The sequence below is a fragment of the Dyella sp. ASV21 genome (assembly GCF_016428975.1).
In the GTDB taxonomy this organism is placed as follows: domain Bacteria; phylum Pseudomonadota; class Gammaproteobacteria; order Xanthomonadales; family Rhodanobacteraceae; genus Dyella.
This window is the reverse complement of the sequence record NZ_JAELTT010000093.1, coordinates 1-13514: the sequence shown is the minus strand read 5'-3', so window position 1 is coordinate 13514 and position 13514 is coordinate 1. Positions and strand designations below refer to the sequence as shown.

Annotated in this window: 11 protein-coding genes and 1 pseudogene; 7 read left to right on the top strand and 5 right to left on the bottom strand. The window is 64.8% G+C overall.

Features of this window, described 5'->3' with window-relative positions; translation table 11 throughout:
- Positions 1 to 304 precede the first annotated feature (304 nt).
- From JHD67_RS19505 to groES, 4 genes and pseudogenes are all read right to left on the bottom strand, one after another.
- Positions 305 to 547, bottom strand: a complete 243-nt coding sequence (locus tag JHD67_RS19505) for a hypothetical protein (protein WP_199100846.1) — start codon at positions 545 to 547, stop codon at positions 305 to 307.
- A gap of 52 nt (positions 548 to 599) precedes the next feature.
- Positions 600 to 1750: pseudogene (locus tag JHD67_RS19500) on the bottom strand (IS30 family transposase).
- Between the two features lie 228 nt (positions 1751 to 1978).
- Entirely contained in the window at positions 1979 to 3622 is a 1644-nt protein-coding gene (gene groL / locus JHD67_RS19495) for a chaperonin GroEL (protein WP_199100845.1), read from the bottom strand.
- Positions 3623 to 3720: 98 nt separating this feature from the next.
- Positions 3721 to 4014 carry a co-chaperone GroES gene (gene groES / locus JHD67_RS19490; RefSeq protein ID WP_199100844.1) on the bottom strand — a complete coding sequence of 98 codons (294 nt, stop codon included), beginning with the start codon at positions 4012 to 4014 and terminating at the stop codon, positions 3721 to 3723.
- Between the two features lie 240 nt (positions 4015 to 4254).
- On the opposite strand from groES, the gene cutA reads away from it, so the two are divergent.
- The 4 genes from cutA to JHD67_RS19470 all read left to right on the top strand — a co-directional run bounded on the left by cutA (position 4255) and on the right by JHD67_RS19470 (position 7915).
- The gene (gene cutA / locus JHD67_RS19485; RefSeq protein ID WP_199100843.1) at positions 4255 to 4572 is read left to right on the top strand and encodes a divalent-cation tolerance protein CutA; all 318 of its coding nucleotides are present in this window, start codon (positions 4255 to 4257) and stop codon (positions 4570 to 4572) included.
- Positions 4573 to 4687: 115 nt separating this feature from the next.
- Positions 4688 to 5401 (top strand): HAD family hydrolase, encoded by a 714-nt coding sequence (locus JHD67_RS19480; protein ID WP_233172103.1) that lies wholly within the window; start codon positions 4688 to 4690, stop codon positions 5399 to 5401.
- A 58-nt stretch (positions 5402 to 5459) separates the two neighbouring features.
- Positions 5460 to 6734, top strand: coding sequence for a DUF5690 family protein (locus tag JHD67_RS19475; RefSeq protein ID WP_233172102.1), 1275 nt, complete (start codon positions 5460 to 5462; stop codon positions 6732 to 6734).
- Positions 6731 to 7915, top strand: a complete 1185-nt coding sequence (locus JHD67_RS19470; protein ID WP_199100841.1) for a TIGR03364 family FAD-dependent oxidoreductase — start codon at positions 6731 to 6733, stop codon at positions 7913 to 7915. The genes JHD67_RS19475 and JHD67_RS19470 overlap by 4 nt, the downstream gene beginning before the upstream one ends.
- 3 nt (positions 7916 to 7918) lie before the next feature.
- Here the strand turns inward: JHD67_RS19470 and phnF are convergent, their stop codons facing one another.
- Positions 7919 to 8668, bottom strand: coding sequence for a phosphonate metabolism transcriptional regulator PhnF (phnF, locus tag JHD67_RS19465; RefSeq protein WP_199100840.1), 750 nt, complete (start codon positions 8666 to 8668; stop codon positions 7919 to 7921).
- Positions 8669 to 8724: 56 nt separating this feature from the next.
- Here phnF and JHD67_RS19460 point away from each other — a divergent pair, with 56 nt between their 5' ends.
- The 3 genes from JHD67_RS19460 to JHD67_RS19450 form a co-directional block, all read left to right on the top strand.
- On the top strand, positions 8725 to 9906 hold the full coding sequence (locus JHD67_RS19460; RefSeq protein WP_233172100.1) for an alpha-D-ribose 1-methylphosphonate 5-triphosphate diphosphatase: 1182 nt from the start codon (positions 8725 to 8727) through the stop codon (positions 9904 to 9906).
- A gap of 237 nt (positions 9907 to 10143) precedes the next feature.
- Positions 10144 to 12891: a TonB-dependent receptor gene (locus JHD67_RS19455; protein ID WP_199100839.1), complete on the top strand. Its 2748-nt coding sequence runs from the start codon at positions 10144 to 10146 to the stop codon at positions 12889 to 12891.
- 76 nt (positions 12892 to 12967) lie between these two features.
- Positions 12968 to 13514 (top strand): tetratricopeptide repeat protein (locus JHD67_RS19450; protein WP_233172098.1); only part of this gene is annotated, 547 nt, incomplete at its 3' end.

Below are 13514 nucleotides of genomic sequence, written 5' to 3'. Positions count from 1 at the left end.
GAGGCCACTGATGCAGGCGATCATGGCCTGATGGCATCGCTTCGACTCGAAGCCATGCGTTGGCATAACGAGCCGAGCGACCGGCCATCTCGACCATCGGCGTTACGTTTTCACACAGCCTCGGTCGCAAGCGGACCTTACGTCCTTAGCTGGACCACTCTTCGTGTTCCGGCACCATGACCCTTGTGGTCCATTCTTCGAGCGAGCCATAAACGGCGGTTCCCGGACAAGGGAGGCGTTCCACTGACTTACGCCAAGTCAGATGCACGTGCGCTACCCGTCCAGTGCCATCCATTAGCGGGAGTCAGAGAAACACCCCGACCGCTTGAATGAAGAAGCTCCCACATAGGAGCGCAAGACCGATTCGTTGACGGCGGGCGCGGCTGGCGTTCTTGGCTCTGATCCTCTCATTCTCTGCGTCCACTGCCGGGCCTCCCCAAACCGCCCCTTCGAGCGGCTGTAAGGAAAAGCTCGCGAAGAACAGAATGATGGTGCCGATGGCGCCAAGGATGGCCGATGCGAGGCCAGCGATCTGTACGCAGGTCATTCAAGCTAATCCTCTAGGCATGGTCTAGCAATGTCTGCTCCGGGTTGCGGATTCAGCCGGTCGTTGCAACGGTTTGATGAAATCGTTCTGCCGGTGTTTCAAAGTTTAAGGTCTTTCGCGGCCTTCCGTTCAAGCGCTTGGCCACAGCATTGAGTTGCGCCTGCGTGATCTCGGACAGATCCATGCCCTTGGGGAAATACTGGCGGAGTAGCCCGTTGGTGTTCTCGTTCGATGCGCGCTGCCATGGATTGTAGGGGTCGCAGAAATACACGTTGATATCGGTAGCCAACGTGAAGCGATGATGCTGGGCTAGTTCCGAACCGCGATCCCAGGTGAGTGACCGGTACAGCTCGTGCGGCAGCTTGCGTGCATGCTTGATCAACGCATCAACGACCGTCTCGCTGTCCTTGCCGTCCAGCTTTATCAGCATCACAAAGCGGGATCGTCGTTCGACCAAAGTGGCGATGGCGCTATGGCGGCCGCCAAACAACAGATCGCCCTCCCAATGACCGGGCACCGCCCGATCTTCAACCTCCGCGGGACGTTCGCGGATGGAGATCGCGCCAACGATCTGCGCGTGACCTGCCGTCTTCTGTGTGTGGTGTCGTGAACGGCGCATCGCTCGCGTGCACCGTAGATGCTCCAAAAGCTCTTTTTTCAGGGCGCCCCGCGCCTGGATAAAGAGACTTCGGTAGATCGTTTCATGCGACACCTGATGCGCCTCATTGCCCGGATAGCGGTGCTTTAGCCAGCCGGCAATCTGCTCCGGCGCCCACTGTTGTTGCAGCTTACTGGCGACCAGGCGTGCCAGGACGCGGTGACGGGCTAACTTGCAGGCCTTCGGGCGGCGAGCGCAATCCGAGGCGCGTTGGTCGGCATGGTTGGCCCGGTAACGATCCCTTCCGCCGTTGCGGCCTACTTCCCTGCAGATGGTGGATGGTGCCCGGTGTAACCGCGTGGCGACCGTTGGCCAGCCACCAGTCCTCGGGAGATCTCCTCGCGCTCAGCCAGTGACAAGGACCGGTCAGCCCGTCCTCGCACGGCCGGGCGAATGCCTCCCGTCGCCGAAAGTATCCGGCGTACCGACGAATGGTGCCGATCGAACAGTCGGGCGATCTGATGCAGTGACTCACCCCGTTGCCAGCGATCCCACATCAGGGCGATCTGTGACTCGTTGTAGAAAATCTTCGGTCGTTGGGACATCTTGCAACACTCCTGCCGCGAGCGCAGTCTTCAGTGTGTTGCAACGACCGGCTGAATCCGCAGTCGGTAGCGGACCTAATGGTACATTCTGATCTGGACTCTGCATGTAGAGACGTTGTCCGCCATGGCTTGCATTGGTGGTCAACCCGCATTTGGAACATGGTGCCCAAAAGAAAACCCCGCACAAGGCGGGGTTCTCTTTTGGTGCAATGCCTGGAGGGCGTGGACTTAGAAGTCCATGCCACCCATGCCGCCCATGCCGCCGGCCGGGCCGTGCGAGTGGGCTTCTTCCTTCTTCGGCACTTCGGTGACGGCCGCTTCGGTCGTGATGATCGAGCCGGCCACCGAGGCGGCGAACTGCAGGGCCGAACGGGTCACCTTGGTCGGGTCCAGGATGCCGAAGGCAATCATGTCGCCGAACTCGCCAGTGGCAGCGTTGTAGCCGAAGTTGCCGTTGCCTTCCTTGACCTTGTTGAGGATCACGGACGGCTCATCGCCAGCGTTGGCGACGATGGCGCGCAGCGGGGCTTCCAGGGCGCGACGGGTGATGGCAATGCCCAGGTCCTGGTCAGCGTTCTGGCCCTTCAGACCTTCCACGGCCTTGAGCGAACGGATCAGGGCGACGCCGCCGCCCGGCACCACGCCTTCTTCGACGGCCGCACGGGTGGCGTGCAGGGCGTCTTCAACGCGGGCCTTCTTTTCCTTCATCTCGACTTCGGTGGCGGCGCCAACCTTGATAACGGCCACGCCGCCAGCCAGCTTGGCCACGCGCTCCTGCAGCTTCTCACGGTCGTAGTCCGAAGAGGTCTCTTCGATCTGCGCCTTGATCTGGCCGATGCGCGACTGGATGCGCTCGGCTTCGCCAGCGCCGTCGATGATGGTGGTGTTTTCCTTGGTGATCACCACGCGCTTGGCGCGGCCCAGGTCGGTGATGGTGGCCTTGTCCAGAGCCAGGCCCACTTCTTCAGAGATCACCACGCCATTGGTGAGGATGGCGATGTCTTCCAGGATAGCCTTGCGACGGTCGCCGAAGCCCGGCGCCTTCACGGCGGCGACCTTGACGATGCCGCGGATGGTGTTGACCACGAGGGTGGCCAGCGCTTCGCCTTCCACTTCCTCGGCGACGATCAGCAGCGGCTTGCCGGCCTTGGCAACGGCTTCGAGCACCGGCAGCAGTTCGCGAACGTTGGAAACCTTCTTGTCGTGGATGAGGATGAACGGGTCGTCCAGTTCAACCTGCTGCGACTGCTGGTTGTTGATGAAGTACGGCGACAGGTAGCCGCGATCGAACTGCATGCCTTCGACCACGTCCAGCTCGTTCTCGAGGCCCGAGCCTTCCTCGACGGTGATCACGCCTTCCTTGCCCACCTTCTTCATCGCGGTGGCGATGATGTCGCCGATGTTGGCGTCGGAGTTGGCGGAGATCGTGCCGACCTGGGCAATGGCCTTGTCGTCAGCGGTCGGGTTGGAGAGCTTCTTGAGCTCGGCAACGGCGGCCGTCACGGCCTGGTCGATACCGCGCTTGAGGTCCATGGGGTTCATGCCGGCGGCAACGGCCTTGAGGCCTTCCTGGATGAACGCCTGGGCCAGCACGGTGGCGGTGGTGGTGCCGTCGCCGGCCACGTCGGAGGTCTTGGAAGCGGCTTCCTTGACGATCTGCGCGCCGATGTTCTCGTACTTGTCGGCCAGCTCGATTTCCTTGGCCACGGACACGCCGTCCTTGGTCACGGTCGGGGCGCCGAAGCTCTTCTCGAGCACCACGTTGCGGCCCTTCGGACCCAGGGTGACCTTCACGGCATTGGCCAGGGTATTCACACCCTTGAGCATGCGTGCGCGTACGTCTTCGCCGAAGCGGACTTCTTTAGCTGCCATAAAATTTTTGCCTCAAAAATTTTGAATTAGGTAATGGGAACGCTGGTGAGGGGACTGCTTCAAAGCGCGGCTATCGCGCTAGCCGTCCGCCGAACACATCAGCCTTCGATGATCGCCACGATGTCGTCTTCCTTGAGGAAGACCAACTCTTCGCCGTCGATCTTGATTTCCTGGCCGGCGTACTTGCCGAACAGCACGGTGTCGCCTTCCTTCACGGACATCGGGCGGACCTTGCCGTCTTCCAGGATGCGGCCGGTACCGGCAGCGATGACCTTGCCGCGAGTCGGCTTTTCGGTGGCGCTGTCAGGAATGACGATGCCGCCAGCGGAGACGCGCTCTTCTTCGAGACGCTTGACGATGACGCGATCGTGCAGCGGACGCAGTTTGCTCATGGATGGGCTCCAGCTTGGTTGGATGGATGAAACAAAAGGGTTACCCCGGGGCGGCGCCTGGATGGGCGCGCTGTTAGCACTCCCCGAAGATGAGTGCTAATTCTAGCGACGCAAGCCCCCCCTGCAATAGGGGCCGTCCGGTGGCTGACATCAGCAATGGGGCAGTCACCGGTGCCTTTCAAGGGCTCCCAGGCGCCAAAAGCCCTTGCGGGGTCCGCCGCTCCGGCTAGGCTGGGGGTCATGACCGACACCGTCCTGCTCTGTTATTGCAGCTGCCCCGACGCCGACAGCGCCCACCGATTGGCCCAGGTCCTGGTGGGTGAAGGGCTGGCGGCCTGCGTCAACCATCTGCCTGGGGTCCGCTCCATCTACCGCTGGAAGGGGGAGGTGGTCACCGACAGTGAGGAGCTGTTGCTGATCAAGACCACCGAGGCACGTTTTGCCGCCCTCAAGGCGCGCCTGCTGGCACTGCACCCCTATGAGCTACCCGAGTTGGTGGCGGTGCCCGTCGCCCTGGGCCACGAGGCCTACCTGGACTGGGTGCGCGGCGCCGGCTGAACCCAGGCGTGGTACGGCTTCCGGGTGCCCCGGCGATCATTGACTAGACAGTCCACCCCAACTGTCGGTACCCGCGTCATGGGTACGCCATAGCCGAACGTCAGCATGCCGCTCCATGACTGGAGGCGATATGACGTTCGAACTGGCGGTTTTCGACATGGCAGGCACCACCGTGCATGACCCGGACCTGGTCGTGCAGGCCCTGGGCGATGCGTTGGCCGCGGCCGGCTGCACCCCCTCGGTGACCGAGCTGCGCGCCCTGATGGGCTACACCAAGCCGGCGGCGATCCGCAGCGTGCTGGCCGCGCATGACCTGGGCGCGGAGGCAGCCCAGGTGGCGCGGGTGCATGAGGATTTCGTGCAACGCATGCTGGCGTGCTATCGCAGCCATGACGACGTGCGGCCGATGGCCGGCGCCGAGGAGACATTCGCCTGGCTGCGCCATCGCGGCATCAAGGTGGCGCTCAATACCGCGTTCTCCGAAGACATTGCCGAGTGCCTCATCGCGCGCTTCGGCTGGCGTCAGCGTGGCCTGATCGATGCGGCGATCTCGGCGGACCGCGTGGCGCAGGGGCGTCCCGCACCCGACATGATCCGCGCGCTGATGGCGCAATGCGGGGTAAGCGAATCGGCGCGTGTCATCAAGGTCGGCGACACCGAGGTGGATATCCGCGAGGGACGCGCCGCCGCCTGCGGCCAGGTCATCGCGGTCACCACCGGCGCCTATACCCGCGCGCAACTGCTGGCGCACCAGCCCGACGCCGTGCTGGACAGCCTGCAGGAGCTGCCCGGCCTGCTGGTCCGCCTTGGCCAGCCCAGCGCGGCCTGACCCGGCCATGGCGCACCCCGCACCCCTCGGCGCCCCGCCGGCGCCCCGCCCTTCCCCGATGCTGCCGTTGATCGCCGGGCTGGCGGCGTTCTGTACGTATTCGTGCATGTATGCCTTCCGCAAGCCGTTCAGCGCGGGCAGCTTCAGCGGCATGAGTTGGCACGGCATCGACTACAAGGTCTGGCTGGTGATCGCCCAGGTGCTGGGCTACGCGGTGAGCAAGTTGTGGGGCATCCGGCTGGTGCCGGAACTGCAGTCGTCCCGTCGCGCCCACGCCATCGTGTGCCTGATCGGTCTGTCGTGGCTGGCACTGCTGGGCTTTGCACTGGCACCGCCGCTGCCAGGCATCGTGTTCCTGTTCCTCAACGGCTTGCCGTTGGGCATGGTGTGGGGGCTGGTGTTCGGTTACATCGAGGGTCGACAGGCCACCGAGCTGATGGGTGCCATCCTCGCTTCCAGCTTTATCTTCGCCTCGGGCATCGTCAAAGGCGTCGGCAAGGCCATGTTGATGGCTGGCGTGAGTCCGTTCTGGATGCCGTTTCTGACCGGCCTGGTGTTCGTGCCGCCGCTGCTGCTGTCGCTACGCGCACTCACGCGCCTGCCTGCGCCCAGCGCCGAGGACATCGCCGCTCGCGCGCCGCGTGGCCGCATGGATCGCGAAGCGCGACGGCAGTTCGTGCGCCGCTTCCTGCCGGGCCTGCTGCTGATCGTGCCGCTGTACGTGTTGCTTACCGTATTGCGCGACTTCCGCGAGAACTTCGACACGGAGATCTTCCGCGACCTGGGCTTTGGCCGCAGCGCCGCCGTGTTCGGCGAGGTGGATACACCCATCGGCATCGGCGTGCTCATGCTTACCTCGGCCTTGACGCTGGTGCGCGACAACATGCGCGCCTTCATGCTCAACCACGTACTGATTGGCGGCGGCCTGTGCTGCGCAGGTGTGAGCACGCTGTTGTTCATGCATGGCGAACTGCCGCCGCTGAGCTGGATGACCCTGGTCGGCTTTGGGCTCTACGTGGGCTACATCCCGCTCAACGGCATGTACTTCGAGCGCTTGATGGCGACCTACCGCATTGCCGGCACCGCCTCGTTCGTGATGTACATCGCCGACGCCTCCGGCTACCTGGGCAGCGTGGCGGTATTGGTCGCCAAGGAATTTCTCGCCCTGCAACTCAACTGGACGCAGTTCTTCGAACGCGCCGTGCTGGCCAGCAGCGTGCTGGGCCTGGTTCTTATCGCGCTTGCCGCGCGCTGGTTCTGGCGACACGGTCGCCGGAACGGCCACGCGGTGGCGCCGTTGTCACCTCTCGGGATGGAAAGCAGCCGTATATGAGCAAGACGCAAGCACGCACCGCGATTGTCGTGGGCGCAGGTATCGTGGGCCTGGCCATGGCCCGGGCCCTGGCCGAAGCCGGCTATCAGGTCACCGTATTCGATCGGCACGAGCGTGCGGTCGGCGCCTCGGTACGCAACTTCGGCACGGTGTGGCCGATCGGCGTGGCGAACGGGCCGCTGTACGCGCGTGCGCTGCGATCGCGCGAGATCTGGCGCGAGTTCTGCGCCGCCACCGGCACCTGGCACGCGCCCAGCGGCAGCCTGATCGCCGCGTTCCACGAGGACGAATGGGCGGTGATGAACGAATACGTTGGCATGAACGAAGGCATCCGCCCGTGTCGTACGCTGAGCCCGGCGCAGGTACGCGAGCACGCACCGGGCGTGGTGTCGCAGGGCTTGCTTGGCGCACTGCTGAGCACTGACGAATGGGTCGTCGATCCGCGCGAAGCGATCCGCGCATTGCCCGCGTGGCTCGCCGAGCGCTATGGCGTGCAGTTCCACTGGCGCAAGGCCGTGACGCGCGTGGAGCATCCCTGGGTATGGAGCGGCCACCGCCGCTATGGCGCGGATGTCATCTACATCGCCAACGGCACCGATTTCGAAACGCTGTATCCGGAGCTGTTCGAGCGCCAGGCAATCACCAAGTGCAAGCTGCAGATGCTGCGACTGGAGGCCCAACCCTCGCCGTTCCGGCTCGGTCCGGTGGTGTGCGGCGGCCTTACCATGGCGCACTACAACGGTTTCCACGCCACGCCCAGCATGGCGCGCCTGCGCGAGCGCCTGGCCGAACAACATGCCGACCTGCTGGCGCTGGGTATCCACGTGATGGCGGCCCAGAACGGCCTGGGCGAAATCACCATCGGTGACTCGCACGAGTACGGACATACTCACGAGCCGTTCGACGAGAGCGCGATCAACCGCCAGATCGTGGGCTATCTGAAGAGCGTGCTCGACTTGCCCACCTGGTCGGTCAAGCAGAGCTGGCACGGCATCTACGCCAAGCTCACCGACGGCAAGCGCAGTGAACTGGTGCTGGAGGCGGAGCCGGGTGTCACCATCGTCAACGGCGTGGGCGGTGGCGGCCTGGGCATGACGCTCTCTTTCGGCCTGGCCGAGGAAGTGGTGCAAGGCCAGCTGCGACCCGAGCGATGCGAGGCGTCCACGGCCAGCGTCAGCTGAGCATCACCGCTCGCTGGTGGAAAGCACCAGCTGCACGCGTTCAGCGGCAAAACAGGTCAGCCCGTACTGCACGGGCTGATTGCTGCCGTCGACGTTGAGCGATTCGACTTCGAGCACCGGCAGATTCGCCGACTGCTCCAGCACATCGGCGGTCGCCGCGCCCGGCAGGCGCGCGGTGACGCGCGTATAGCTGCGAAAGTAATCGGCGATACCGAACTCCGCCAACGTACGACTTACCGATCCGGTGCGCCGGAATACCTCGCCCAGCTTGGGAAAGCGCGCAGCGGGAAACCATGCCTGGCCGTGATCGAGCACGCGGCCTTCGGCATAGGCGGACGACTCGATCCACCACGCCCGTTCACCCCGCGCCAACGCCAGCGACTCGGCCACGCGCTGCGGCGGACTCACCAGCGCCGTGCCCAGCACCTTGTTGCCCGAGCTCACATTGAGGTTGTGCATGTTGCGACTGAAGCTGGTGCGCCGGCCGATGGCGTAGTCGTAGCACTCCTCGCGCACGCGCAAACCACGACCGGGATCGGCATGAATCACGCCACGTTGCTCCAGCGCATCGAGCGCACGGCGCACGGTATGTCGGTTTACGTTGAGCTGCCGCGCCAGCTCCAACGCGGAAGGCAGGCGGGCACCGCCACGCAGCTCGCCGTTGCGTATCTGCAACAGCACCTGTTGTTCGATCTGCCGCCATACCGGCATATCGCGCGTGCGGTCGGGCGGCTGGAGGCGGCTTGCCATCATTCGTCCATCTTCCTGGCCTAGGCTGGCCGGTGGTGGTTTTGGATTCCATGACGAGTATGGGCAAGCCAGTTTTCGCGGGGATGACATCGCCATCGGAGGGCGCGTGGACCATCGCCCGTGCGCGGCTGATGCTGCGCGATCGCGTCGCCATCGGCGGCGCCGAGATCGCAGGAAATCGCATCGTGCGCCTGTGGGACGGCGACGAACGGCCGTCCGGCGCCATCGACTTCGACGGCGATTTCTTGCTGCCGGGCCTGATCGAACTGCACACCGACAACCTGGAGAAGCACCTGCTGCCGCGCGCCGGCGTGAGCTGGCCCGCGTTGCCGGCCATGCTGGCGCACGACGCGCAACTGCTGGCCGCCGGCATTACCACCGTGCTCGACGCCATGGCGCTGGGCGACCTGGAGGAAGACGGCGGCCGCATCGACACCCTGCGCAATGCACTGGCCGCGCTCGACGACGCACGCGAGCACCACCTGCTGCGTTGCGATCACTACCTGCACCTGCGTTGCGAGCTGAGCTGGCCAGGGCTGCTTGCCCTGGCCGAGCCGCTGGTGGCGCGTGGCGACCTTCGCCTGCTCTCGTTGATGGATCACACGCCCGGACAACGCCAGTACCACGACGTGCGCCAATACCGCACGTATTACAGCCGCAGCGGCATCACCTGGAGCGACGAAGAATTCGTCGCGGTATTGGAGGAACGCCGTGAGCAACAGCTGCAGCACCGCGACCTGCAATTGGCCGGCGTGCTGGAACTCGCGCGTCGCCATGGCGTGCTGGTCGCCAGCCACGACGATACCGACGTGGCGCACGTGGACGAAGCGGTGGCCGTAGGCGCACGGATTTGCGAATTCCCCACCACGCTGGCCGCGGCACATGCCGCGCGCGAACGTGGCCTGTCGATCGTCGCCGGGGCCAGCAACCTTGTACGCGGCGGCTCGCATGCCGGCAACGTGGCTGCGATTGCCTTGGCGCGGACGGGCTGCCTGGACATCCTGTCCTCCGACTACATGCCCACCAGCTTGCTGCAAGGCGCCTTCATCCTGCACGAGCAGGCGGGATGGACGCTGCCCGAAGCCATCGCCAGCGTCACCGCCACGCCGGCCGCCGTGCTGGGTTTCGCGGATCGCGGCCAACTGGCCGAGGGCTGGCGCGCCGACCTGCTGCGCGTACGCATGCACCGCACGCAGCCGGTGGTCCGCGCGGCGTGGGTGGCGGGCGTGCAGCGCCTCTGAAGCGATCGCCCACATACTGCCAAGCCTTTCGATGCGCGGGCTGCGCGGTGGCGCCGGCGCTCTCTTCGGATACCGCCACGCGCCCCGACGAACGGACCACCCCGGCACGGCATAGACAGCGGGGAAAAGTTGCCTAGTCCACGTCATGCCCATTTCATTGCGCCTCCCTAGCCTGCTGGCGATAGCAGCAATAGGCCTGCCGACATCGTCGGCGATTACACCTTCGGGGAGAACGTCTTGAAGATCAATCCAATCACTTGCGCGGTGCTTGCCGCGCTTGCGGTCACTCGCGTGTCCTACGCTGGCGACACCGCCCCGCAGGCGCCGACCGTGCCTGCCACGCAGGGCACCATGGCCAACCAGACCGACGCCGCCGCCTCCGGCCCGTCGGGCGAGGCCGCCGCAAACCCCACGGTGTCCACGCTGGGCAGCATCACCGTCACGGCGCAGCACGCCAACGAGGATATGCAGGATGTGCCGATCACCATGCAGGCGTTCACCGGCGCCACGCTGCAGCAGCTGCACGTAAATACCTTCGATGACATCATCAAGTACCTGCCCAACGTGACCTTCGCCGCGAATGGCCCGGGCCAGGGCAACATCTATATGCGCGGCCTGAGTACCGGCTTCCTGGGCAACCAGTCGAGCGCGTCCATCGCCCCGTTCCCGAATGTGGCGGTGTACCTGGACGACCAGTCGATGCAGTTCCCGGCGCGCAACCTCGACGTGTACATGGTCGACATGGAGCGCGTGGAGGTGCTCGAAGGCCCGCAGGGCACGCTGTACGGCGGTGGCGCGCAGGCCGGCGCCGTACGCTACATCACCAACAAGCCGAACCTGGACAAGGTCAGCGGCAACGTGGAGGCCAGCACCAGCGTCACCTCCGGGGGCCGACCGAACGACTCCACCAGCGCCGTACTCAACCTGCCGCTGATTCCGGGTACCTTCGCCCTGCGCGGCGTGATCTACAACGACCATCGTGGCGGTTATATCGACAACGTGCCCAGCACGTTCACCCGCAACAACAACGATGCGGGCAACTTCTACGCCAACATCAAGCCCAGCGGTGGCCTCTGCCCCAACGGCCTGCCCTCCGGCACCGGCTACTGCGCCGTGCCGGGCAGCCCGGTCGCCAACAACAGCGCCGTGGCGCAGAAGGACTGGAACCCGGTGGACTACCAGGGCGCCCGCCTCTCGGCGCTGTACAAGTTCAACGACGACTGGAACGCGCTGATTACGCAGAGCTACCAGGAGATGGACGCGCAAGGCCAGGCCTCCACCTACCCGATCGGCTCGGACGGCCAGACGCTCAAGCCCTTGCAGATCACCGCCTTCGCCCCGGCCTGGGACAAGGATCGCTACACCAACACGGCGTGGACGCTCAACGGCAAGCTCGGCGACCTCTCGCTGGTCTACACCGGCGGCTATACCGACCGCCACATCAGCGAACAGCAGGATTACACCAACTACGCGCGCAGCGTCGGCGGTTGGTACTACACCTGCACCGGTGGCAGCGGCCTGGGCGCCGGCACCAAACCCACCTGCTATTCGCCGGTGGGCTACTGGAACGATCAGGTCAAGAGCACCCACGAAAGCCACGAGCTGCGCCTGAGCACGCCGGAAGACAGCCGCCTGCGCGCCAGCGGCGGCCTGTACTTCGAGGACTTCAAGATCCTCGACGACATGAACTTCAACTACAAGACCATTCCGTCCTGCAGCCCGGGCAACCTCTCGGCGGCGCTCGCCGGCGGCGCACCGTGCGTGGCCAATGTCACGCCGTATCCGGGCACGGCACGGATCGACCCGAACACGCGCGGTGACAGCACCGCTTTCGGTGAAGACGAGCAGCGCGGCTATCGGCAGGTAGCGGCGTTTGGCTCGCTGTCCTACGACATCATCCAGGACGTGCTCACCGCTACCGCCGGCACGCGCTATTACCATTACTCCGAGTACCAGCGGGGTTCGCAGTACGCCACTGGCTCCAACTGCGTGAACGTGCCCAACGGCCAATGCGTGGGCGGCGACGCCACCAGCATGACCGCGGAGAACCTCAACACGACCTATCACGGCTTCAAGAGCCGCGCGAACCTGGTCTGGCACATCACGCCCGATGCGATGGTGTATTACACCTTCTCGCAGGGCTTCCGCCCGGGTGCGTTCAACCGCACCACCAAGGAAGTGGCCAAGGGTCCCGATGGCCCGCAGTACCAGAAGCCGCTGAGCTATGCGCCCGATTCGCTTACCAACAACGAAATCGGCTTCAAGACCACGTTCTTCGACGACCGCCTGCTGCTCAACGGCTCGGTGTACCACATGAAGTGGGACAACGTGCAGATGCAGTTCTTCAACCCGCTGGTGTTGGGCAACACCACGTTTGGCGTCAACGGCCCCGACTACAAGGTCGATGGCGTGGAGCTGCAATTCGAAGGCCGCGTGACCGATGGCCTGACCCTGATGGGCTCGGGTTCGTTCAATCGCGCCAAGCAGGTCAATTCGCCCTGCCTCGTCGGCAATATCGTGGGCTCGCCCACCTACGGCGCGTGCATCACGCAGGTCATCGAAACCGGACTGGGCTTGCAGCCGTTCCAGAATCCGTTCGGCGAAGCGGGTAGCGAACCGGCCTTCTCGCCCCGCTCGCAGTTCAACCTGCGCGCCCGCTACGACTGGGCGTTCAATGGCGGCTACAAGGCGTTCGCCATGCTCGGCGCCAGCCACACCGGCTCCATGTACAACCAGCCGGCGACCTACCCCAGCGGCGAAGGCGTGCTCTATCCGACCACGGTGGATCTGCGCTACCTGCAGGCGGCCTACACCACGTACGACGCCTCGCTGGGTATTGCCAAGGACGCCTGGGATCTGTCGCTCTATGGCACCAACCTGAGCAACAGCCACGCCAGCGTGTTCACCTCCTCGGCGCAGTTCATCACGTCCGAAGTGCCACTGCGCCCGCGCGTGATCGGCGTGAAGTTCGGCTACAAGTTCTGACATCCGGACGCCACGAAGCGGTCTCTAGAATCGGGTGGGCGCAAGCCCACCCTCCCTTGAAGGTTGTCGATCACGCATGAATGCCCTCGCCCACGATTCCACACCGCTGTCCGTGGAGGGGCGCGTTCTGCAGGCGCGCCAGTTGCAACAGCAAGGCCAGCACACCCAGGCCCTGGCGCTGGCCCAGGCGCTGGCGCTGGACGTACCGGAGAACCGCGACGCGCTTTACCTGGTCGCGCGAAGCCAGCGTTACCTTGGTCGCATCGACGAGGCACTCGCGACCTTGGCGACACTGGAGCAATGGCACCCCGGCTTCAGCCGCTTGCACGAGGAACGTGGCCATTGCCACGTGGTGCGGCGCGACGCACCGCAGGCGATCGAAGCGCTGTTGTGCGCGGTCAACATCAACCCCGCGTTGCCTTCGAGCTGGAACCTGCTCGAAGGCCTTTATCGCATGACCGGCGACGCGACCCATGCCAGCACGGCCGCCGCGCATGTCGCGACACTCCGTCGGCTGGCGCCCGAAGTGGTGCAGGCTACCAGCCTTTTTTCCGATGGCGAACTCGCTGCGGCGGAGAACATCATCCGGCCCTACCTGCTGCGGGTGGGCCACGATATCGAAG